The organism is Allobosea sp. P1_B10 (assembly GCF_056406735.1).
Genome location: NZ_JBFTZP010000006.1, coordinates 106,589 through 129,289 on the forward strand (window position 1 = coordinate 106,589; position 22,701 = coordinate 129,289).

Here is a 22,701-nt window from a genome sequence, read left to right on the forward strand (position 1 = left end):
CAAGGGGCCCTTTTCCGTTGGTCTCAGGCGAGGCCGAGCGGTCCTTGGGCTGTCTCGTCGATGCGGATCTGGAGACCCTCCGAGAGCGTGCCTGCGCCGAGTATCTCGCAATAGAGCCCGCAGTCGACATGTCCGTAAGCCTTCATCAAGGCCTTCGGAATCTGCAGGTCGCGGGCGGCTGTGACCGGGTCGACATTGGTCGCGGCGCAGCGCTCGATGCGCTTGATCCCACGCAGTCGGACGCCCGATGCCGTGGTCAGCTCCCGGCCGGCGAGGTCGAGTTCCGCCCACGGCTCCAGCCCCTCGACCATGATGTTGCCGCGGAAGCGCAGGGGATCGACGGGCGCGCCGATCCGCTCCGCGAGATCCGCCACGCTGGCGAGATTGATGATCGAGACGAAACCCGAGCGCGAATCGGTGAACCGATAGCTGGGTGGTGCGCTCAGCAACTGCGGCTTTCCGCGCAACTCGCTGGGCATGAAATCTTCGAAGAAGGCGGTGATCTGCCCGCGCCCCTCGGGCGTCGCGGTGTCCGCGCGCAGCACTTCCTGGCCCTTGAGGCCGATGACGAGCGCGCCGCTGTCATCGTCATAGCGCGTGTTCAGCCGGGCCAGCGCCTCGTTGCGCATCAGCATCAAGTATTTGATCTTGGGCTGGTGAACGGGTTCGGCTGGATCGAAGCCCGACGGCCCGTTCTCGATGGCGAAGAGCCTGTCGCCGGGAAAGTAGTGTCCTGCCGCCAGTTCTGCTGTGGCCAGGCGCTCGGGCGAGAGGCCCTTGACGGGGTAGCGATAAAGCGAGGCGATGCGCATGGAACTGGTCCGGGTCAGGCAGGTGGAAGGCAAGGTAGCGGCATCTCGAGCGCGCGATAGTCAATTTACGTGGATGATCCGATCAGCGCCGGGTGACCTTGACCTTGATCGCCTCTTCCTCGGACGCCTCCAGCTCGATCACGGAGCGCTGGCAGCCCCAGCCCGCTAGCACGGCATCGGTGTCGTCGGCGATGAAGAACCGCGCGGCCTCGCGATCATAGCCATCGGCAAGCAGCTGCTCGTAGTCGGTATGGACGTGCCGGACATGGCTCCCCAGCGACAGCCAGAGCGCTGTGGAGGGCGGCAGGTCCTTCATGTGCCGTCGTTCGGCGAGCGTCAGCACGGCCTCGGCATCCGCGAGCGGGATGCCGGGCGCCAACGCGCGCAGTGCTTTTCGAATTGCCTGTTGGCGTTTGGTCCCGGCCATGGCGACAGGCTCGCCGCCCCGGCGGCCGGCGTCAACTATCGTCGCTGCGGACCCCTTCCGTTGCGCCGATGTCACACCTATCTCATGCGGCGAGGGGCGGCTCGTCAGGGCGCTCCATCTTTTTGAAAGGCAGCCGGACCCACGTCGCTTCGGGGCGTGCCGGCGGGCGGAGTGATTGCGAATGAACATCGATAAGTACACCGACAGGGCCAAGGGTTTCCTGCAGGCCGCGCAGACGATTGCGCTGCGCGAGGGCCACCAGCAGTTTACGCCTGAGCATCTGCTCAAGGCGCTGCTCGACGACAATGAAGGCATGGCCGCCGGCCTGATCACGCGTGCGGGCGGGCAGGCAAAGCTGGCTTTGCAGCTGACCGATGCCAGCCTTGCCAAGCTGCCCAAGGTCAGCGGTGGTGGCGCAGGCGGCATCAACCTGACGCCTGGCCTGGCTCGCGTCTTCGACACCGCCGAGAAGGCCGCCGAAAAGGCCGGCGATTCCTTCGTCACGGTCGAGCGCCTGCTGCTGGCGCTGGCGGTCGAGAAGGACACCGAGGCCGGCAAGGCGCTTGCCAAGGCCGGCGTGACGCCGCAGGGCCTCAACACGGCCATCGAGGGGCTGCGCAAGGGCCGCACGGCGGATTCCGCGTCGGCCGAACAGAGCTATGACGCGCTTAAGAAATACGCCCGCGACCTCACGGCAGCGGCGCGCGAGGGCAAGCTCGACCCGGTCATCGGCCGCGACGAGGAGATCCGCCGCACCATCCAGGTGCTGTCGCGCCGGACCAAGAACAATCCTGTCCTGATCGGCGAGCCCGGTGTCGGCAAGACCGCAATCGCCGAGGGGCTGGCGCTGCGGATCGTCAATGGCGACGTGCCCGAGAGCCTCAAGGACAAGGAACTGCTCGCGCTCGACATGGGTTCGCTCATCGCCGGCGCGAAATATCGCGGCGAGTTCGAGGAGCGGCTGAAGGCCGTGCTCAACGAGGTCTCGGCGGCCGAGGGCGGCGTGATCCTGTTCATCGACGAAATGCACACCCTCGTCGGCGCAGGCAAATCCGACGGCGCGATGGATGCGTCAAACCTGCTGAAGCCGGCTCTGGCGCGGGGCGACCTGCACTGTGTCGGTGCGACCACGCTCGACGAGTACCGCAAATATGTCGAGAAGGACGCGGCGCTCGCCCGTCGCTTCCAGCCGGTCTTCGTCGATGAGCCCTCGGTCGAGGACACGATCTCGATCCTGCGCGGCCTGAAGGAGAAGTACGAGCAGCATCACCGCGTCCGCATAACGGATTCGGCGCTGGTGTCGGCCGCGACGCTGTCGAACCGCTACATCACCGACCGCTTCCTGCCCGACAAGGCCATCGACCTGATGGACGAGGCTTCCGCGCGGCTGCGCATGCAGGTCGATTCCAAGCCCGAGGAGCTCGATTCCATCGACCGCGAGATCGTGCGGCTGCGCATCGAGCAGGAGGCGTTGAAGAAGGAGAGCGACAAGGGCTCGCAGGAGCGCCTGGGCCGCCTGGAGTCGGAGCTTGCCGAACTCGAGACGCGCTCGGCCACCATCACCGCTCGCTGGAAGGCTGAGAAGGACAAGCTCGGCGCCGCCGCCGAGATCAAGACCCGGCTCGACAACGCCCGCAACGAACTGGCGCAGGCCCAGCGCAAGGGCGAGTACCAGCGCGCCGGCGAGCTTGCCTATGGGGAGATCCCACAACTCGAAAAGGCGCTGGCCGAGATCGAGGCGATCGGCGACACCTCGGGCATGGTCGAGGAGGCCGTCACGGCTGACCATGTCGCGCAGATCGTCAGTCGCTGGACCGGTGTTCCGGTCGATCGCATGCTCCAGGGCGAGAAGGAAAAGCTGCTGCGCATGGAGGATGTGCTGTCGGCCCGGGTCGTGGGCCAGCGCGAGGCGGTCGAGGCGGTCTCCACCGCCGTTCGCCGCGCACGCGCGGGCCTGCAGGATCCCAACCGGCCGATCGGCTCCTTCATGTTCCTGGGCCCGACCGGCGTCGGCAAGACCGAGCTGACCAAGGCGCTGGCGTCGTTCCTGTTCGATGACGACACCGCGATGGTGCGGCTCGACATGTCCGAATACATGGAGAAGCACTCGGTCTCGCGGCTGATCGGCGCGCCTCCCGGCTATGTCGGCTATGAGGAGGGCGGTGCCCTGACTGAGGCCGTGCGACGCCGGCCCTACCAGGTGGTGCTGTTCGACGAGGTCGAGAAGGCGCATCCAGACGTGTTCAACGTCCTGCTGCAGGTGCTCGACGATGGCCGTCTCACCGATGGCCAGGGCCGCACCGTCGATTTCCGCAACGTGCTGATCATCATGACCTCGAACCTCGGTTCGGAGTATCTGGTGAACCAGCCCGAGGGCGAGGATAGCGAGGCTGTGCGCGACGAGGTCATGGGCGTCGTCAGGCACGCGTTCAGGCCGGAATTCCTGAACCGGATCGACGACATCATCCTGTTCCACCGCCTGAGGCGGGAGGATATGGGCGCCATCGTCGACATCCAGATGGCCCGGCTCGCCAAGCTGTTGACCGACCGCAAGATCGTGCTGCAGCTGTCCGACGATGCCCGTCAGTGGCTGGCAGACAAGGGCTACGACCCCGCCTATGGCGCGCGCCCGCTCAAGCGCGCGATCCAGAAGTCGGTGCAGGACCCGCTGGCCGAACTCCTGCTCGCCGGCAAGGTCAGCGACGGCGAGGTGGTGCCGGTCACGGTCGGGCCGGGCAGCCTGATGCTCGGCGATATCGCTGCCGTGAAGGAAAAGCGCCCCGCCGGCGTGCCCCTGAACTGAGGCGGCTTGCATCAACCTCGGGACGCCGCATGGCGGTGCCCCGAGGTTCGCGTCATCGGAACTCGATCGAAATCGCGCGACGTGCAGTCATCCCGGGCGACCGCAGGGAGACCCGGGTTCCCGAGCCTCGCCGGCAAGCGCTCCGAAATGGATCCCAGATCTCCGCTTCGCGAAGTCCGGGATGACGGCGTGCTTCCGGTGTGCCGGAACTCAAAAGACGGCCGTTACAAGCCCGACCATGTCGGCGCTGGCGGTCAGCCCCGCTTCAGCAGAAACACGGCCTGCGCGCCAAACAGGTTCCAGAACCACCAGGGCGCGCTGACGCCGACACGTCCGCCGGCAGCATCCAGCGCGACGGCGAGTTCCTTTTCGGCGCCGACAGTTTCGCACAGCGTCTTGAAATCGCGGATCGTGCAGAAATGGATGTTGGGTGTGTCCCACCAGGAATAGGGCAGGGCCTCCGTCACCGGCATCCTGCCCATGAAGAAGACCTGGCTGCGCATCCGCCAATGCCCGAAATTCGGGAAGGAGACGATGGCGCGCCGGCCGATCCGCAGCATGTGCTCCAGCACGAGGCGCGGATTGCGCGTCGCCTGGATCGTCTGAGACAGGATCACATAGTCGAAGCTGTCGTCCGGGTATTCGGCGAGGTCGGTGTCGGCATCGCCCTGGATTACCGAGAGGCCGCGCGCGACGCAGCCGGCCACGCCCTCGCGCGACAATTCGATCCCGCGCGCATCGACATTGCGAGTGTCCGCGAGCATCGAGAGCAGCGCGCCGTCGCCGCAGCCGACATCGAGCACGCGCGAGCCCGGCGCCACCATCTCGGCGACAAGCTTGAGGTCGATACGGTTTGTCTGGTTGTCGGTCAGGGCCATCGTCAAATTCCCCTGGCCCGTGCGGCCGCGCCGATGAAGCCGCGCGTCGTCGCAAACAGGTTCGGCTCCTCGAGCAGGAAGGCGTCGTGGCCCTTGTCGCTCTCGAGCTCGACGAAGGAGACCGAGGCGCCGGCCGCATTCAGCGCGTGCACGATGGCGCGCGAATCCGCGGTCGGGAACAGCCAGTCCGTGGTGAAGGAGGCGACGCAGAAGCGCGTCTTGGTGCCGGCGAAGGCCTTTGCCAGCACGCCGTCATGGTCGGCCGCGAGGTCGAAATAATCCATGGCGCGGGTGACATAGAGATAGGAATTGGCGTCGAAGCGCTCGACGAACGAGATACCCTGATGGCGCAGATAGCTCTCGACCTGGAAATCGGCGTCGAAGGAGAAGGTCGGCGCCTCGCGATCCTGCAGCCTGCGGCCGAACTTGCGGTGCAGGGCGGGCTCCGAGAGATAGGTGATGTGCGCGCCCATGCGCGCCACGGACAGGCCCTTGGCCGGGCGCGTGCCCTCTTCGAGATAGCGCCCGCCGCGCCAGTCGGGATCGGCCATCACGGCCTGCCTGCCGACCTCGTGGAAGGCGATGTTCTGGGCCGAATGCTTGGCGGCGGTCGCAAGCGGCAGGGCGGAGAAGACACGGTCGGGATAGCTCGCTGCCCATTCCAGCACCTGCATCCCGCCCATCGAGCCGCCCGCAACGCAGAACAGTGTCTCGATCCCCAGTGAATCGACCAGCGCGGCCTGAGCCCGCACCATGTCGCGGATTGTCACCATCGGGAACGACAGGCCCCAGGGCTTGCCGGTCTCAGGGTTGGTCGAGGCGGGCCCTGTCGTGCCGGTACAGCCGGCCAGAACATTGGCACAGATCACGAAGAAGCGGTCGGTGTCGATCGGCTTGCCGGGCCCGATCATCGCCGTCCACCAGCCGCCCTTGCCGGTGATCGGGTTGCGGCTCGCGACATGCTGGTCGCCGGTCAGGGCATGGCAGACCAGGATCGCGTTCGACCTGGCTGCATTGAGCGCGCCATAGGTCTGGTAGCCGATCTGCCAGTTTTCGAGCAGGACGCCACTGTCCATGCGCAGCGGCGCGTCTGGTCCAAAGCGCGCCACGGGGCTCGAAGGCTCGTTGGCCTCCTTCAGCGGGTCCGCCAGGTTTTGAAACTCATTCGCCATAGTCGTCCGCTTTGGCAGTCAGATTTGTCGTGTCGGTCGGCTTGTTCGGAAGATCGAACCAGATCGATGGCGCGCATACGCTTGGCTGTCAACGCATCGATGCAATGGAGTGGCTTTGCCAAGCCTCGTATTGAGAGCTAAGACACGCGCGCAACCAGTAAGATCAGGCCATGACCGAAGCCGCTCCGACGACCCTTGCCGACCTTCGCAGCGAGATCGATCGTATCGACTCGGAGATGCACGCGCTCCTGATGGAGCGCTCCTCGATCATCGAGACCCTGATCTCAGTCAAGAAAACGCAGGCTTCCGGCTCCGCTTTCCGGCCAGGCCGCGAGGCCGACATGATGAAGCGCCTCGCGCTGCGTCACAAAGGCCTGCTGCCGCTCGATACGATCGAGGGCATCTGGCGCATCATCATCGCGACCTTCACGTATGTGCAGGCAAATTACGCGGTCCATGCCGACGTTTCCGGCGGCGATGCGGCGATGCGCGATTCCGCCCGCTTCCACTTCGGCTTCACGGTGCCCTTCGTCACGCATGAGGATGCGCGCGCCGTGATCGCGGCTGTGGCGGAGTCGGCTGGCGACCTCGGCATCTTCCGCATGGACCAGGGCGCCAGCGCCGGGATCTGGTGGCGCGACCTGATCGGCCCCGACAGCCCCAAGATCATCGCGCGCCTGCCCTTCATCGAGCGCCCGAACCATCCCGCCGGCACGCCGGTCTATTGTGTGGCGAAGCCGTTGGCCGATGCTGCGGTGCGCGAGATCGTGCTCTATGCCGCCCGCGTCGAGCGTTGGTCGCAGGCGCTTGGCGCTTCGCTCGGCCAGCATCTCGCAGAGGTCTCAGCCAGCGCCGCAGATGGATCGCATCTCTCGCTGCTCGTCGCCGCCTCCGGCGAGGTCGACCAGAGCGCGATCCGCGACGCGCTGCTGCCCGCCGGGCTCAGCGACTTCGCCGAGATCGGCAGCCACGCCGCCCGCTTCGCTTTCAAATCCGCCCGTTCCTGAAGCTGATGTTCTATCTTAACTGACGTCCGCACCGTCATCCCGGGCGACCGCAGGGAGACCCGGGATCCATTTCCAAACCTCGACCGACGACGTTCAGGAATGGATCCCGCCTCTTCGCTTCGCTCCGGCCGTGATGACGGCGAGGAGATCAAACCGAAAGTCGACTGGCTATGGCCGCTGCCACATCCCGCCCCGTTCCCCGCCCCGGCGTCCTCGACATCGAGGCTTATGTGCCCGGCAAGTCGGCTGCGCCCGCGGGCGTCAAGCTGCACAAGCTGTCCTCGAACGAGAGCCCGCTGGGCCCGAGCCCCAAGGCGGTGGCCGCCTATGGCGCGCTGGCCGGAAAGCTCGAGCTCTACCCGGACGGTTCTGCCTCCAAGTTGCGTGAAGCCATCGCCGGCCGTTATGGCCTCGACGCCTCGCGTATTCTCTGCGGCACCGGCTCCGACGAACTGCTGCAACTGATCACCAAGGCCTATATCGGCGACGGCGATGAGGGCGTGTTCACGCAGCACGGCTTCCTGGTCTACCGCATCGCCATCCTGGCGGCCGGCGGGAAGCCGGTCGTCGTGCCCGAGACCAACTTCACGGCCGATGTCGACGCGATCCTGGCGGCCGTGACGCCACGGACGAAAATCGTCTTCCTCGCCAACCCCAACAACCCCACGGGCACCTATCTCCCCTTCGAGCAGGTCAAGCGGCTCCATGCCGGCCTGCCCTCGAACGTGCTGCTGGTCCTGGACGCGGCCTATGCGGAGTATGTCCGCCGCAACGACTATGCGGCCGGGATCGAACTGGTCGCGGAGAGCGAGAACGTCGTGATGGCGCGCACCTTCTCGAAGATCTATGGCCTCGCCAATCTGCGCCTCGGCTGGCTCTACGGACCCGCGCATGTCGTCGATGCCCTGGATCGCATTCGCGGCCCCTTCAACGTCAATGGAGCGGCGCTCGAAGCCGGCGTCGCGGCCGTTGCCGACGAGGCGCATATCGCGGCTGCCATCGCCCATAACGACAGGTGGCTCGCCTGGACCACGGCGGAGATCGAGAAGCTTGGCCTCACGGTCACGCCGTCGGTTGGCAACTTCATCCTGATCCACTTCCCCGCCACGCCGGGCAAGAGCGCCAAGGAGGCCGATGCCTTCCTGACCCAGCGAGGCTTGATCCTGCGCGGCGTCGCCGCCTATGGCCTGCCCGATGCGTTGCGTCTGACGATCGGCTCGGAGGAGGCCAGCCGCCTCGTCGTCGCCGCGCTCGCCAGCTTCCTGGGCAAGGAGTGATGGCCGAGAGCTTCGCCCCGCGCCGCGACGAGCCGGTCTTCGGCCGCCTCGCCATAATCGGCATCGGGCTGATCGGCTCCTCGATCGCGCATGCGGCCAACGAGCTGAACCTGGCGGGGCATATCGTGCTGTCGGATCGCGACGAGGCCGTCCGCATGCGGGCGGGCGAATTGCGGCTCGGGCACGAGATCGCCGCGACCGCCGCCGATGCGGTCCGCGATGCCGACCACATCATCCTGTGCGTGCCGGTGGGCGCGTGCGGCGCGGTCGCCGCAGAGATCGCCCCGTTCCTGAAGCCGGGCGCAATTCTCTCCGATGTCGGCTCCGTGAAGGCCTCCGTGGTCGACGCGGTGTCACCGCATCTGCCGGCCGGCGTCCATCTCGTCCCGGCCCATCCGGTGGCGGGCACCGAGAACTCGGGCCCGGACGCCGGCTTCCCGAGCCTCTTCCTGAACCGTTGGTGCATCCTGACGCCGCCGGAGGACACCGCCCCCGAGGCCATCCAGCGCACGCGCCAGTTCTGGGAGGGGATGGGCGCCATCGTCGAGATCATGACGGCGCAGCACCATGACCTCGTGCTCGCGGTCACCAGCCACCTGCCGCATCTGATCGCCTACAACATCGTCGGCACGGCCGAGGACCTGGCGGCGGTGACGCAGTCCGAGGTGATCAAATTCTCGGCCGGCGGCTTCCGCGATTTCACGCGCATCGCGGCCTCCGACCCGACGATGTGGCGCGACGTCTTCCTGCACAACAAGGATGCGGTGCTGGAGATGCTCGGCCGCTTCAGCGAGGATCTGTCGGTGCTGACCCGCGCGATCCGCTATGGCGATGGCGAGACGCTGCACAAGCATTTCACCCGAACGCGCGCCATCCGGCGCGGCATCGTCGCGCTCGGGCAGGAGAAGCCCGAGACGGAGAAACTGCGGAAGCCCTGACGGTTTCTCGAAGTTTGGGCCAGGGATCGCCTTGCCAAGAATCGGGCGTGCTGCTAGATGCCTGCACGTCGCCGCTTTAGCTCAGCTGGTAGAGCACCTCATTCGTAATGAGGGGGTCGGGGGTTCGAATCCCTCAAGCGGCACCACTCCCCAAGTTACCTATCCCCAAGCTGCTTCGCTGGACCGGCGCCCGCGAACTGCCCTCGATGTCGGCTCTTTCGTGGTCAGTGCCGCATTTCGGCAGGAAAAGTGCCAGCCCCGATGCGCCCCGCTGGGCCGCGAGGTTCGCCCTTGCGCAAGGCCGGCCCATGGCTGTTATTCACGACGCCTCTGTACCGCCCAGCGCATGACCAGCAATGACCAATCTTCAGGCTGGACACCCGCCTGCGAGACCGGGATAGCGGTGGATGGCGTGTCTACCGTTCTCTCGCCGGAACGGCTCAGCGAGGGTTGCCAGTGGAAGATCGTGTCAATGCATTCGTGCCCGGATCGCGGATCCGCATCCCCGGTCGGGCAGGCGGACCACTCTCGGGCTTGAGCTTCGCCGCCAAGGATCTGTTCGACGTCGCGGGCGTCGCGACGGGCGGCGGCAATCATGACTGGGCAAAATTCAATCCCGTTCCGGAGCGCCATGGCTGGGCCGTCCAGACCCTGCTCGACGCCGGTGCCGAACTCGTCGGCAAGACCGTCACCGATGAGGTCTCGCTCGGCATTCTCGGGGAAAACCCGTTCGATGGTACGCCCATCAACAGCGCGGCACCCGACCGGGTGCCCGGCGGTTCGTCGTCGGGCTCGGCCGCTGCAGTGGCCGCCGGCCTCTGCGATTTCGCGTTGGGCACGGACACCGGCGGTTCCGTGCGGGTGCCCTCGAGCTTCTGCGGACTCTATGGCATCCGCCCGACGCATGGCCGCGTCGACGTGTCCGGCATGATGCCGCAGGCCCCGAGTTCCGATACCACCGGGTGGTTCGCGCGCGATGCGGACGTCTTCGCCCGGGTATCTACGGCGATGCTAGGCGAAGCGCCGGCCGCCCTGCCGACGACGCTGCTCATTGCAACCGATGCCTTCGGCTTTGCCGATCCCGAGGTGGCCGACGCTTTGCAGCCCATGGTCGAACGGCTCGGACGGCTGATCGGCCGGGTGCGCGAAGACAGCATGGCGCCGCAGGGCCTTTCCGTCTGGGCGAGGGCGCAGCGTACCCTTCAGCCTGTCGAGGCCTGGCAGACGTTCCAGCCCTGGATCGAGCGCGCCAATCCGCGGATGGCGTTCAGCGTCGTATCGGGCCTTCTCATTGGGGCGCAGATGCCTGCTGCCGATCGCAACTGGGCGGCGCTGATGCGCCAGGAGGCGCGGGCAAGGCTGAGGTTCCTGCTGCCGCCGGGCACCATCCTGTGCCTGCCGACGACGCCGTTTCCCGCGCCGCAGCGTGGCCTGCCTCTGGCGGAGTTGCAGCCCCTGCGGGACCGTATCAGTTGCCTCTGCGCGCAAGGCGGCCTCACGGGCTCGCCGCAGGTCAACCTGCCCGGCGCCAGTGTGGACGGGGCCCCGGTTGGACTGTCGATCATTGGCGGCCGCGGCGCCGATGCCGCGTTGATTGCCGTCGCACAGGCCCTGGAGATGACAGCGTGACCGATCTTGCTCCGAATCTTCCCGATATCGTCGCCGAAGTCGCAACCCTGTTCGAGACCTACGAGCAGGCTCTGATCGACAAGAATGTCGATGTCCTCGACGCGACCTTCTGGAACAGCCCGCATACAATCCGCTACGCCCTTCACGAGAACGGCTACGGCTTCGCTGAAATACATGGTCATCGCGTCGCAAGGCCGCCTGGGCCGGGGATCAAGGAGAAGCGGATCCGGCTCGAGATCCTGACGCTGGGACGCGACATCGCGACCGTGAACCTCGAGTTCAAGGTGCGCGGGCGCGACCTGATCGGCAGGCAGAGCCAGAGCTGGGTGCGCTTTCCCGAGATCGGCTGGAAAGTGATCTCCGCCCACGTCTCGACCATGAATGAAGCGCCGATCTGGTGAAAGGCGCCGACGCGCCCCCAACCCGGCAGTGCCTAGTCTAGCGCAACGCTTGCCTAGCCGAGCACCTTGTCGAGCGTGATCGGCAGGCTGCGGATGCGCTTGCCCGTCGCGTTGTAGACCGCATTGGCGACAGCAGCGCCGACACCCGTGATGCCGATTTCGCCAATGCCGCGAGCGCCCATTGGCGCATGCGGATCCGGCCTATCGGTCCACAGCACCTCGATGCGCGGCACGTCCATGTGCACGGGCACATGATACTCGGCGAGCGAGGGATTCATGACCCGGCCCATCCGCTCGTCGAACAGCGTCTCCTCCGTCAGCGCCAGCCCCAATCCCATGACCATGCCGCCCTTGAACTGGCTGGCGGCGGTCTTGGCGTTGAGGATGCGACCGCAGTCGAAGGAACCGAGCATGCGACTGACGCGGATCTCGCCGGTGACCGTGCTGACCCTGACCTCGCAGAATTGCGCGGAGTAGGAGTGCATCGAGTATTTCATGGTCTCGAGCGGCATCGGTGCGTCCGCCTCGCTGACGATCTCGTCGCGCTTTGCCCGTGCCAGGATCGAGACATAGGTTTCATGGCGACTGGCTTCGCCGATCTTGCCGAGGCCTGCTGCCCGCGCCTCGATGTCGCCGGGCTTCAGGCCTGCGAGCGGTGAATCGTTTCCGGCCAGCCGGAGCAACTCCGTCACGAGCTTTTCATGGGCCGCGATGATGGCCGCGCCGATCGAGGCGGTCTGTGAGGAGCCTCCAGCCAGCGCACTTGGCGGCAGCCTCGTGTCGCCATGCTCGAAGCTGACCTGGTCGAGCTCCAGCCCGAGCCGCTCGGCGGCATGCTGGCTCTGTACGGTCGCGGTGCCCATGCCCATCTCATGTGCCGCGGTCGACACGGTCGCGTGGCCATCCGCGCCGATCCGGATGCGGGCCGCGCCGCCCGGCATCCGGTAGTACGGGTAGGTGCCGGTCGCGCAACCCAGGCCGATGAGCCATTCGCCGTCCTGACGCGCGCGTGGCGTAGCGCTGCGCTCCCGCCAGCCAAAGCGTTCGGCACCGCTTTGATACGCCTCGATCAGATGCCGGGAGGAGAAGGCGTTGCCGGTCGTCGGGTCCTTCTCGGGCTCGATGCGTTGCCGCAACGCGATCGGGTCCAGCGCCATCCGTTCGGCGAGTTCGTCGATCGCGCACTCCAGGGCGAAAGTCCCGATGGATTCGCCGGGCGCGCGCATGAAGGTGTTGGCGAGCATGTCCATGTCCGCGACCTTCTGCGACACCTTGATCGCTTCGGATGCGTAGAGATGGCGGGCCGGGAAGCTGAACTGCTCGGGACAGTTGTTATGCGTGGTCATAGCCACCACGCCGGTGTGGATCAGCGCCTTCAGCTTGCCGTCGTCGTCTGCGCCTATCGCGACGCGTTGGTGCGAGCAGGTTCGGCCGCCGATGAGCCGGAAGACGCCCTCGCGCGACAGCATGATGCGCACCGGGCGGCCAGCGAGCTTAGAGGCCGCGGCGGCCAGGATCTGATGGTCCCACAGGCATTTTCCGCCAAACCCGCCGCCGACATAGGGCGACAAAACACGAACCTGGTCTTCCTTGATCCCGAATATCTCTGCCAGCGTCCAGGCCGTGCCGTTGGCCATCTGCGTTGCATCGTGGACGACGAGCTGATCGCCTTCCCAGATGATGGTGGCTGCATGCAGCTCGATCGCATTGTGGTTGTGGCGCGGCGTCTCGTAGTCGATGTCGACCGCATAGGTCGCAGCCTTCAGGGCAGCCTCCGCATCGCCGATATCGAGTTCGGGAGGCTCGCCCAGCACGTTGTCGGGCGCGCGCGCCCTGGTCTTGGCCACCTCGAATGCCGTCACGGCGGGCATGGCCTCGTAGGTGACGTCGATCAGGCCGGCGGCGAAGTCCGCCTGTTCCTGCGTCTCGGCCAGGACGACCGCGACCGTTTCGCCGTTCCAGTGGATTTCCGGACCCTGCATGATCGGCAGGTCGCTCGGGCCTGCGGCTTTCGGCTTGGAGTTCATCAACGGCGGCGGTTTCATGCGTGGTGCATTGCGATGCGTCATAACCAGCGCGACGCCGGGTGCAGCCTCGGCGGCCGAGGTGTCGAGCGTCGCGATCCGTCCGCGCGCGATCGTACTGTAGACGAGGGCGGCATAGACCATGCCGGGGAATGTGACCTCGGCTGCGAATCGCGCTCGCCCCATGACCTTGAGCGGCCCGTCGATGCGCGACACCGGCTTGCCGAGAATGCCATGCTTGCGCATCAGCGGATCCGGCGTTCCACCCGGCAGCCAGCTTTCCGGAGCAAGCCCGATAGCCGTCTTCATCACATCCTGGATCAGGCTCATGCCATGTCTCCCGACAGTTCCTCGAGCACGGCCGCCAGGGTTCGCTGGGCGAGGCCGATCTTGAAGGCGTTGTGCTGAAGGCCGGCTGCCTCAGCGAATTCGACGCTTGCGGCTTGCGCGAAGGCCGCAGCCTGCCCGCGCTGACCCCTCAGCGCGGCCTCGGCTGCATGGGCGCGCCAGGGCTTGTGGGCGACGCCGCCGATCGCGATCCGGACGTCGCGAACGAGACCTCGCTCGTCGATGTCGAGCGCAGCCGCGACCGAGACGAGGGCGAAGGCATAGCTCGCCCTGTCGCGCACCTTGCGATAGGTCGACCGCGAGCCGAAGGAGACGGTCGGAATTTCAACGGCGGTGATCAGTTCTCCGGCCTCCAGAACCGTCTCGATATGAGGCGTCCCGCCCGGCAGGAGATGAAAATCGGCCAGGGCTACGGTGCGGCGTCCGCCGGGGCCTTCCAGATGAACGATTGCGTCGAGGGCCGCCAGCGCAACGCACATGTCGGACGGGTGCGTGGCGACGCAGGACGGCGACGCGCCGAGCACCGCGTGATAGCGATTGAAGCCGTCGATCGCATCGCAACCGGCGCCGGGCAGGCGCTTGTTGCAGCGCGCGGCCCCGTCGTAGAAATAGGTGCAGCGGGTGCGCTGGAGGATGTTGCCGCCGACGGTCGCCATGTTGCGGATCTGGCCGCTGGCGCCGGCGAGGATCGCTCGCGACAGGACCGGGAAGCGCTCGCGCACGTTGTGGTCCGCCGCCAGCGCGGTGTTCTTGGCGGCCGCGCCGACCATCAGGCTGCCATCTGGACTCGCCTCGATGGCGCTCGACAGGCCAGTGACGTCGACGAGGCTGTCAGGCGCCTCGACGGATTCGCGCATGAGGTCGACGAGATTGGTGCCGCCGCCAAGGTATTTCGCGGCGCTGGAGGCGCCGGCCAGCCGGATTGCATCGGCGGCGTCCTGCGGTCGGGAATAGCTGAAGGGGATCATGCGGCCTCCTTGCCAAGGGTTTCCGTGATCGCCTCGACGATGCCGTTATAGGCTCCGCAGCGGCAGAGATTGCCGCTCATGCGCTCGCGCAGCTCGGCATGGTCCAGCGTGATTGTCCCCGCTCGAAGATCCTGCGTGACGACACTGGGAATGCCGCGCCGGACCTCGTCGGCCATGCCGATCGCCGAGCAGAGCTGCCCGGGCGTGCAGTAGCCGCACTGGAAGCCGTCATGCTCGACAAAGGCCTGTTGCAGCGGATGCAACGCGCCGGGCTCGCCCAACCCCTCGACGGTCGTGATCGCGCGACCCTCATACTGGACCGCCAGGGCGAGGCAGGAGTTGATCCGCTCGCCGTCGACCAACACGGTGCAGGCTCCGCAGGCGCCCTGGTTGCAGCCCTTCTTCGAGCCAGTCAGGCCCAAGGTCTCGCGCAGCAGATCGAGCAGCGACGTCCGGATATCCGCCTCGACCTCGAGGCGTCTCCCATTGATGGTGAAGTGCATCGCAGGCTCACTCCCGTTATTGCTGCACGGTGGGCCAGGCCAGACTGACAATACTCTGCGGCAGCTACGACGAAGCGGTTGCCGCAGAAGGCGGGATCGTCTGGTTCAGCCCGACGGATCGGGTGCGTCCGGGCGGCGCGGAGTGGCGTCATAGACACCGGGCATTGCCCCGCGGCACCGTGACTGCTGCTCAACCGCAACCGGCGACAGTTGTTCCTGCGACAAATTCAAAACGAGCGGCATCCCGCGAGAGGGCCGGCTCGGGCCGTGGAGTGCTCTTCCCGGAAGGCCCTCAAGGTTGTGTAGATGAAGTCCACTGCGGGATGAGCAGCATATCCCTGCCAAGGTTCGGAGATCTGGAGCGCCATCATTGCGGAGGCGAGATTCATCCGGCTTGTTCTTGCAGAGGCAATTATTCTGCCCACGGAAATAGAGGAAGGATATTCTTCAGCGGGTGTTTACCGGGACACGCTAGGCCTTTGTGCATAAATGGCCGCCAAGTGACGTAAGGAAGCGCCGTGCCGCCCAGAGTTGCCGACCAAGCCGGGGACGCCTCGCCCCGCCTGCACCGTTTCATGGGCGTGACGCTGGAACTGGCCCCCGACGTTCTCGTGCCCCGGCAGGAAACGGAGTTGCTCGGACGCAGCGCCGTCGCGATCCTCCGCGAGGGCGGTTCCGGCGCCACCGTGATCGACATGTGCTGCGGCTCCGGCAATCTGGCTCTGGCCATCGCAGCCGAGATCGACACAGCCCGGGTCTTCGGCGCGGACCTGACCGACAACACGGTGGCGCTCGCCCGCAGCAATGCCGCGCGCCTCGGCCTTGAGGGCCGCGTCACCATCCGGAAGGGCGACCTGTTTGCCGCGCTGGAGGGTGATGGCCTGGCCGACGCTGCGGACATGATCGTCTGCAATCCGCCCTATATCTCGAGCGCGCGCCTAGAAGGGGAGAGCGCCCATCTGCTCGAGGCCGAGCCGCGCGAGGCTTTCGACGGGGGGCCATACGGCATATCGATCCACCAGCGGCTCGTGCGGGACGCGGTCGCGTTCCTCAAGCCGGGCGGCTGGCTGCTGTTCGAGTTCGGGCAGGGGCAGGACCGCCAGGTGGCGGCCCTGATCGCCCGCACCAAAGCCTATGAGCCCGTGACGTTCGCCAGGGACGAGGTCGATATTCCGCGTGTCGCTCTGCTCCGCAAGCTGCGGACAGACGCGCCCGCGACCTCATCCCCGGCGGGCTTGGCATGAGCCAGATCCGCCCTCTTCAGGCTGCGGATATTACAGAGGTCGCCGCGCTCTTTCAGCGAAGCTTCCGCGACGCCCGCAAGCCGCCATCCCCGGCGCTGCAGACCTATCTGCGCCAGCTCTATCTCGAGGCACCGGGATACGATGCAGAGATCGCGCCGCTTGTCCATATCGCGACTGATGGCGGAATTTCAGGTTTCATCGGCGTCAACGCGCTGCCGATGCGGCATGGCGATCGCAAGCTGCGCGCCGCCGTCTGCGGTTCGCTGATGGTCGACCCCCGCGCCAACGATGCGATGGCGGGAGCCAGATTGCTGCGGGCGTTCCTCGCCGGGCCGCAGGACATCTCCTTCAGCGAAACCTCGAATGCCCTGTCGGCCGAGATGTGGACGAAGCTGCGCGGCGTGACATTGCCGCCGTACAGCCTCGACTGGCTCCGGGTCATCCGACCCTCTGCCTTCGTGCTGGCAGTGGTGTCGCGGCGCGTCAGTGCAGCGCGCCTGCTCGCTCCACTGGCGCGCGCGATCGATCGCTACCTGCGTGGCCGAATGCCGGAAAACGCGCTGAGCTGGTCGGGCACCCCGCTGGTCTGGACCAGCAAGGCCGGCCTCAAGGTCACGGAGGTCGACCAGCCAGCCTTCGCGGCTTTTATGGAGCCCCTGACACGGCAGTTCGCGCTTCGTCCCGACTGGAGCGAGGCGCCGCTGGCGCATATCCTGGCCGAGGCCGCCGACAAGCCCGACTATGGTGAGGCGGTGTTCGCATCGGTATCGAGCCCCAGCGGGGCGCTGGTTGGCGCCTTCCTCTATCATGTGCGTCCGGGCGGGATTGCGCGCGTCCTGCAGGTGCTGGCGCTGCCGGGGCAGGCCGGGGCGGTCATCGACTGCCTGATCGGCGATGCCGCGCAGCGCGGCGCGGCTGGCCTGCGCGGCCGTACGCAACCTGCGCTGCTTGCTGCGATGCTGGGGCGGCGGGTTGCGATGACGCAGCCGGCCTCGACGGTCGTCCATTCCCGCGACAAGGAACTTGTGAATGCGCTCCTGAGCGGGGAGGGCTTCTTCAACGGGCTGGCCGGCGAGCACTGGAACCGCCTGGCCGGAGGCCGCTTCGACTAGGCCCATGTCCCGATGAGTTGACTGATGGCCTGGCCTCACCCGTCATTGCGAGCGAAGCGAAGCAATCCAGGAGCGGCAGCGCACTTCGCCCCCCCTGGATTGCTTCGCTTCGCTCGCAATGACGATTCCCGATCGCGATGCCTGAGCCCGAATGACCACAAGCGCTAGCAGGCGACCTCGTCGACCAGGCGCACCAGTTGCGGGCCCAGATGCAGATAGCGCGTCGCCCGGCGCTTGGCCGCGATATCGGCCCAGACGCGTTCGACCTCGACAGCTGACAGCTTGGCGGCGGTGCCGACGTCCTCGGCCGTCAGGCCGTTATTGAGGCCGTACAAGCAGAGGTCCATGCGGTCATAGGGCAGGGAAAAGTAGAACTCCTCCTGCGTCTGCGCGAGGGAATAGGTGTCGGTCGTCGGCGGCCTCGCGCAGATCTCCGCGGGGATGCCGAGATAGGCCGCAAGCGCGTAGACCTGGGTCTTGTAGAGATGGGCGAGCGGCTTGACGTCGGCTGCGCCATCGCCGTTCTTGACGAAGAAGCCCTGGTCGTATTCGAGCCGGTTCGGGGTGCCGAGTACCGCGAAATTCAGCCGATCGGCATGATAATACTCGATCTGTTTGCGCGTGCGCTGCTTCATGTTGGTGGCCGCGACAATGCCGAGATAGACCGCCGGCGGCATGCGCTGCTTGGTCTGGCGACCGTCCGGGTCCTGAACCACCAGCGACGAGATGTTGTAGCCATCGCCGGCCAGCGAATTGGCGATCACGATTTTTGATTCCCAGCCCGGCCCGTACTCCGGCACGAGTTCGCGGATGAAGGCGTCGCGCCTGTCATAGCAGCCCATCGCCTGGAGCGACGGGGCGATGTCCTCGACGATGGCCTGGACGCCGAAGGTCTCGGCGACGAGCCGGCCGAGGCGAAGGCTCTCGGGATCAGAATCGCTCTCGGGCATCAACAGGCAGAAGACGTTCTTGGCACCGACGGCCCGGACGGCGAGCGCCACCGAGACGCTGGAATCGATGCCGCCGGAAAGGCCCAGCACCAGACCGCGCTTGCGCATGCCGCGAAGCTGCTCGCGCAAGGCGGCGACGATGCGATCGGTCTCGGCGGCATTGTCGAGCGTCAGTGTAGCGGCCGAGAAGGCGGGCCGGCCCGGTGCGAGGGCGATCGTCATGCGGCGGATCCCAATGTTTCGGCTGCCAGCCTACGGCTGACCTTCCCGGTATCTGTTTTCGGCAATTCGTCGCGGAACTCGATCAGCTTCGGCACCATGAAATCTTCCAGGTGCAGCGCGCAGTGCCGGATGATCTCGCGCGCGCTCAGGCCGGGGTCAGAAAGCACGACGAGAGCCGCGATCGCCTGGCCCAGAACGGGGTCGGGCACGCCGGTCACCACGGCTTCGGCAATGCCGGGATGGGCGTGCAGGACCGTCTCGACTTCCTTCGGCGCGACCTTCTCGCCGCGCGTCTTGATGATGTCGTCCTTGCGCCCGACGAAGTAGAGGAAACCATCCTCGTCGGTCCGGAACAGGTCGCCGGTATGCAGGCGCTTTTCCCAGGGCTGCGGGCCCGCGCGCAGCATCTGCGCCGTTGCGACGTCGTTGTGCCAATAGCCCTGCATGACGTGCGGGCCACGGATGACAAGCTCTCCGGCTTCGCCTGGAGCGACCGGGTTGCCGTCATCGTCGATGACGATCGCTTCCGTGTTGGGAATGGCGATGCCGACCGAGCCCGGGCGGCGGTCGAGTTCCTCGGGCGGCAGATAAGTGCAGCGCTTGCACTCGGTCAGCCCGTACATCGAATAGAGCTGCACGCCGGGGAAAAGCTCGCGCAGCCGCGCGATATGGCCCGGCGGCAGCGCAGCGGCGGTGTTGGAGATATATCGAAGGCTCGGCAGGAAGCCCGGCGCGAGATCGCGCATCTGCAGGATGAGCGCGGCCATCGTCGGCACCAGCGGGAAACCGGTGACCTGCTCGGTCCGGATTCGCTCGAAGATCGCCTGCGGAAAGGCGAACGACTTCTCAAGGACAAGTGTGGCCCCGAGCCGCACGGACATCAGCATCTGGTAGAGGCCGTAGTCGAAGGCCAGCGGCAGGACGTTGAGGATGATGTCGTCGGGCGTGTTGCGCAGATAGGTCGTGATCGACTCGGCGGCGGCATCGATGTTGCGATGCGTCATCATCACGCCCTTGGGGCGTCCGGTGGAACCCGAGGTGTAGATCAGCATGGCAAGGTCGATGTCGATCCCGCCGTGATCGACAGGCTCGGGTGCTACCTCGAGGCAGGCCTCGAAGGCAGCGGCGCCCTCGGGCGGTACTCCGCCGGCCCCATGCGTCGAAGCGACGAAGAGCGGCCGGCTCGCAAGTGCGCGCGCCTGGCTCACCACGGGCATCAGCCTGGCCTGCGTCAGGATAGCGGCGGCCTCGCAATCGCCGATGACATAGGCGAGCTTGTCGGCCTTGGTGGAGGCGTTGACCGGGCTGAAAGTCGCTCCGGCCTTGAGAATCGCGAAGATCGAGACGACTGCTTCCCAGCAATTGTCCATGAAGACGAGGACGCGGTCACCCCGCTTCACGCCGTTCACGGCCAGAGCGGTTGCCAGCCGGTCCGAGAGATCGCCGAGCTCGGCGTAGCTCAGCCGCTTCCGGTCGGTGACGACAGCGGTCTTCGCGCCATGCGCGGCCGTGTTCGTGATGAGAAACTGCTCGACGCGCATCGGCCGGGACTTTCGCTTGTCGCTGTCAGGCTGCGGCGAGCGAGGCGGTCTTCGATGCAATGAAGGCCGTGATGCGCGTCAGGGAATCGAGGTTGGCCGGCACGATGTCGGCATCGGCGACGGTGATCGCATAGTGGTCCTCGATGAAGGCCACGAGCTCGAGCACGCCGGTGGAATCGATGATGCCGTTCTCGATCAGCGAGTCCGTGTCGGCCATGGGGTGGCTGGTGTCGCCGAACAGGAAGTTCTCGACGACAAAGGCCTTCACTGCGTCTCGGATGGTATCGGTCATGGTTGTCCCCGTCTTGGCGATGTCACGCGGCAATCGCGCTCGAAGTCTTGGTGTCGGTGAAGGTCTTCAGCCAGAGCTGCGTCGACAGGATGCCGACGAAGGCGGCATTGTCGCGAAAACCCGAAGCCGGCTGGCGAGTGCATTTCTCGTGCAGCTTGGCTACGGCCTTGGGATTGAACAGGCCGCCGGCGCTGATCTCCGCGTCGCCCAGCATCGCGCCGACATAGTCCCGCGAGCCCGCGCCCACGAAAGACTGGCTATCGGGTGCGCGGTAGGGCTGCTTGGTCCGCTGGCCGATGGACGGCGGCAGGAGGTCCTTGGTCGCCTCGCGCAGGATATGCTTCTCGACCAGCCCCTTGAGCTTCATCCCGGGGGGCAGCTTTGAGGCGAACTCGACCAGGTTGTGGTCGAGGAAGGGAAACCGACCCTCGATGCCATGGGCCATGGCCATGCGGTCGCCCTGGCTCGACAGGATGTAGCCCGGCAGCAGGAAGCGGGCCTCCAGGTACTGGGCCTGGTGAAGGTGGTGCCAGCGAGCAAAGTCCGCGGGCAACTGTGCGGCGAGATCCTCGGCCGCATCGTAACCGGACAGGCTCGCCCGGAGATCGCCGGAGAAGAACAGCTTCGTTGCCGCCGTGCCGTCGAGGCGCGCGCGGTGCGAGAACAGGGGATCGTCGAGGCCCGTGCCTCCCGCCCCGAAGAAGGACGCGAGATACTCGGCCGATTGCTGCTTCAGGCCGGGCAGATACGGATAGAGCCTGCGGAACAGATGCGGCCTGATCCGCGAGCCCGGCTGCCGGCCGCAGAAGCGGCGCACGCGGGCCTCCTTGAAGATGTCGTAGCCGGCAAACACTTCGTCGGCGCCTTCGCCCGTCAGCACGACCTTGAGGCCGGCCTCGCGGACCAGGCCCGAGAGCTTGTAGAGCGGGGCCGGCGCCGTGCGCAGGATCGGTCGTTCCGTGAAGCGGATGACATCGGGAAAGACAGAGGCGATATCGCCATCGCCACACGCCACAGCGCTGTGATGCGTGCCCAATGCACGCGCCATTTCGAGCTGGAAGGGGCTCTCGTCGTGTTCGGCGCTGTCGAAGGTCACGGAGAAGGTCCGAAGCCCGCCGGGCGCCATTCCGGCCGCCAGAGCCGAGGTGATCGAGGAATCGAGGCCACCCGAGAGATAGGCGCCGACCGGCACATCGGCGCGCATGCGGATGCGGGTCGCCTCCGTCAGCAGGGCGCGCAACTCCTCCGCCGCGACACGCTCGTCGCGATACTGGGGCGGTGCGTCCCGGTCGGGATAGCTCAGGCTCCAATAGGGCCGCGTCGAGACGCTGCCCTCCTGCACGATCATCAGGCTGGCGGGCTCGAGCTCGTAGATGTCGCGGAAGGCCGTGCGCGGCGCGATTGGCGCCCATAGCGTAAAAATCTGGTCGAGCGCGACGGGGTCGATCTCCGCCCTGACGCCCGGCACCTGCAGCAGCGCCTTGACCTCCGAGGCGAAGAAGAGCTGCTCGCCCCTGCGCGTGTAGAACAGCGGCCTGACGCCCATGCGGTCGCGGGCCAGCACCATGCGGCGGCGGCGGCCGTCCCAGATCGCGAAGGCGAAGTCGCCGTTGAGCACGGTGACGCAGTCGTCGCCCATCTCGTCATAGAGATGCAGGATCACCTCGGTGTCGCTGCTGGTCCGAAAGACGCGGCCCTTGGCGCGCAACTGGTCGCGCAACTCGACATAGTTGAAGATCTCGCCATTGAAGGCGATCGTCAGCTCGCCCGAGGCGTCCGACATGGGCTGCTGCCCATCGCCGAGGCCGACGATCGACAGGCGCGCATGGCCAAGGCCGGCAGTCCTCGCGGTGAAAAATCCCTGCTCGTCGGGGCCGCGATGCGCGATGGCAGCCGTCATCCGTTCAAGGAGTGCCCTCCCATCCCGGACTGTGCCGAAATATCCGCCGAACCCGCACATGCCGAGATGTTTTCCGATTCCATCAATGCAGGCCGGACTATATCTATCGAGGCGCGGATAATCTCTAAACATTTGAGACTACTCAGGAGAATGGTAAATGTCGTGGTCTCGCCCGGCGTGGATTTCCTACGTCAACCACGCGTCGCCCTCTGCAGCAGTCAGCGGCAGCGCGCTGGCGCCAGCGCAGCGCTTC

The 22,701-nt window shown here is 66.3% G+C and carries 19 protein-coding genes and 1 tRNA gene; 9 read left to right on the forward strand and 11 right to left on the reverse strand.

The features are described 5' to 3' along the window. Positions 1-23: 23 nt before the first annotated feature. A complete protein-coding gene (locus tag AC1D2L_RS14960; RefSeq protein WP_476846674.1) occupies positions 24-812 on the reverse strand; it encodes an MOSC domain-containing protein in 789 nt (262 codons plus the stop codon). 82 nt (positions 813-894) lie between these two features. Beyond that, positions 895-1,239, reverse strand: a complete 345-nt coding sequence (locus AC1D2L_RS14965; protein ID WP_476846675.1) for a DUF2293 domain-containing protein — start codon at positions 1,237-1,239, stop codon at positions 895-897. Between the two features lie 181 nt (positions 1,240-1,420). On the opposite strand from AC1D2L_RS14965, the gene clpB reads away from it, so the two are divergent. After that, positions 1,421-4,042, forward strand: a complete 2,622-nt coding sequence (clpB, locus tag AC1D2L_RS14970) for an ATP-dependent chaperone ClpB (protein WP_476846676.1) — start codon at positions 1,421-1,423, stop codon at positions 4,040-4,042. A 254-nt stretch (positions 4,043-4,296) separates the two neighbouring features. Here the strand turns inward: clpB and metW are convergent, their stop codons facing one another. Next, the gene (metW, locus tag AC1D2L_RS14975; RefSeq protein WP_476846677.1) at positions 4,297-4,920 is read right to left on the reverse strand and encodes a methionine biosynthesis protein MetW; all 624 of its coding nucleotides are present in this window, start codon (positions 4,918-4,920) and stop codon (positions 4,297-4,299) included. 2 nt (positions 4,921-4,922) lie between these two features. Further along, positions 4,923-6,092: a homoserine O-acetyltransferase MetX gene (metX, locus tag AC1D2L_RS14980; RefSeq protein ID WP_476846678.1), complete on the reverse strand. Its 1,170-nt coding sequence runs from the start codon at positions 6,090-6,092 to the stop codon at positions 4,923-4,925. 170 nt (positions 6,093-6,262) lie between these two features. On the opposite strand from metX, the gene AC1D2L_RS14985 reads away from it, so the two are divergent. The 6 genes from AC1D2L_RS14985 to AC1D2L_RS15010 all read left to right on the forward strand — a co-directional run bounded on the left by AC1D2L_RS14985 (position 6,263) and on the right by AC1D2L_RS15010 (position 11,344). After that, positions 6,263-7,099, forward strand: a complete 837-nt coding sequence (locus AC1D2L_RS14985) for a chorismate mutase (RefSeq protein ID WP_476846679.1) — start codon at positions 6,263-6,265, stop codon at positions 7,097-7,099. 170 nt (positions 7,100-7,269) lie between these two features. Beyond that, positions 7,270-8,376 (forward strand): pyridoxal phosphate-dependent aminotransferase, encoded by a 1,107-nt coding sequence (locus AC1D2L_RS14990; RefSeq protein ID WP_476846680.1) that lies wholly within the window; start codon positions 7,270-7,272, stop codon positions 8,374-8,376. Continuing rightward, positions 8,376-9,314 carry a prephenate/arogenate dehydrogenase family protein gene (locus AC1D2L_RS14995; RefSeq protein WP_476846681.1) on the forward strand — a complete coding sequence of 313 codons (939 nt, stop codon included), beginning with the start codon at positions 8,376-8,378 and terminating at the stop codon, positions 9,312-9,314. Before AC1D2L_RS14990 ends, AC1D2L_RS14995 begins: the two co-directional genes overlap by 1 nt. A gap of 70 nt (positions 9,315-9,384) precedes the next feature. Then, positions 9,385-9,460 (forward strand) — tRNA-Thr (locus AC1D2L_RS15000). A gap of 310 nt (positions 9,461-9,770) precedes the next feature. Then, positions 9,771-10,943: an amidase gene (locus tag AC1D2L_RS15005; RefSeq protein ID WP_476846682.1), complete on the forward strand. Its 1,173-nt coding sequence runs from the start codon at positions 9,771-9,773 to the stop codon at positions 10,941-10,943. Further along, positions 10,940-11,344, forward strand: coding sequence for an AtzH-like domain-containing protein (locus AC1D2L_RS15010; RefSeq protein WP_476846683.1), 405 nt, complete (start codon positions 10,940-10,942; stop codon positions 11,342-11,344). Before AC1D2L_RS15005 ends, AC1D2L_RS15010 begins: the two co-directional genes overlap by 4 nt. Positions 11,345-11,397: 53 nt before the next feature. Here AC1D2L_RS15010 and AC1D2L_RS15015 read toward each other — a convergent pair whose 3' ends face one another. The 3 genes from AC1D2L_RS15015 to AC1D2L_RS15025 are packed head-to-tail and all read right to left on the reverse strand — an operon-like array spanning position 11,398 to position 15,187. Continuing rightward, complete coding sequence (locus AC1D2L_RS15015) at positions 11,398-13,698, reverse strand: xanthine dehydrogenase family protein molybdopterin-binding subunit (RefSeq protein ID WP_476846684.1); 2,301 nt, start codon at positions 13,696-13,698, stop codon at positions 11,398-11,400. Continuing rightward, on the reverse strand, positions 13,695-14,684 hold the full coding sequence (locus AC1D2L_RS15020) for an FAD binding domain-containing protein (RefSeq protein WP_476846685.1): 990 nt from the start codon (positions 14,682-14,684) through the stop codon (positions 13,695-13,697). The genes AC1D2L_RS15015 and AC1D2L_RS15020 overlap by 4 nt, the downstream gene beginning before the upstream one ends. After that, positions 14,681-15,187, reverse strand: coding sequence for a 2Fe-2S iron-sulfur cluster-binding protein (locus AC1D2L_RS15025; RefSeq protein ID WP_476846686.1), 507 nt, complete (start codon positions 15,185-15,187; stop codon positions 14,681-14,683). The genes AC1D2L_RS15020 and AC1D2L_RS15025 overlap by 4 nt, the downstream gene beginning before the upstream one ends. A gap of 575 nt (positions 15,188-15,762) precedes the next feature. On the opposite strand from AC1D2L_RS15025, the gene AC1D2L_RS15030 reads away from it, so the two are divergent. Further along, positions 15,763-16,431: a N5-glutamine methyltransferase family protein gene (locus tag AC1D2L_RS15030; RefSeq protein WP_476846782.1), complete on the forward strand. Its 669-nt coding sequence runs from the start codon at positions 15,763-15,765 to the stop codon at positions 16,429-16,431. Continuing rightward, a complete protein-coding gene (locus AC1D2L_RS15035; protein ID WP_476846687.1) occupies positions 16,428-17,543 on the forward strand; it encodes a hypothetical protein in 1,116 nt (371 codons plus the stop codon). The genes AC1D2L_RS15030 and AC1D2L_RS15035 overlap by 4 nt, the downstream gene beginning before the upstream one ends. Positions 17,544-17,707: 164 nt before the next feature. Here the strand turns inward: AC1D2L_RS15035 and nadE are convergent, their stop codons facing one another. From nadE to asnB, 4 genes are read right to left on the reverse strand one after another with little or no spacing between them, the layout of a single operon-like run. Beyond that, on the reverse strand, positions 17,708-18,715 hold the full coding sequence (gene nadE, locus AC1D2L_RS15040; RefSeq protein WP_476846688.1) for an NAD(+) synthase: 1,008 nt from the start codon (positions 18,713-18,715) through the stop codon (positions 17,708-17,710). Then, positions 18,712-20,256, reverse strand: coding sequence for a class I adenylate-forming enzyme family protein (locus tag AC1D2L_RS15045; RefSeq protein WP_476846689.1), 1,545 nt, complete (start codon positions 20,254-20,256; stop codon positions 18,712-18,714). Before AC1D2L_RS15045 ends, nadE begins: the two co-directional genes overlap by 4 nt. A gap of 25 nt (positions 20,257-20,281) precedes the next feature. After that, the gene (locus AC1D2L_RS15050; RefSeq protein WP_476846690.1) at positions 20,282-20,548 is read right to left on the reverse strand and encodes an acyl carrier protein; all 267 of its coding nucleotides are present in this window, start codon (positions 20,546-20,548) and stop codon (positions 20,282-20,284) included. A 22-nt stretch (positions 20,549-20,570) separates the two neighbouring features. Continuing rightward, positions 20,571-22,508, reverse strand: coding sequence for an asparagine synthase (glutamine-hydrolyzing) (gene asnB, locus AC1D2L_RS15055; protein WP_476846691.1), 1,938 nt, complete (start codon positions 22,506-22,508; stop codon positions 20,571-20,573). Positions 22,509-22,701: the final 193 nt, after the last annotated feature.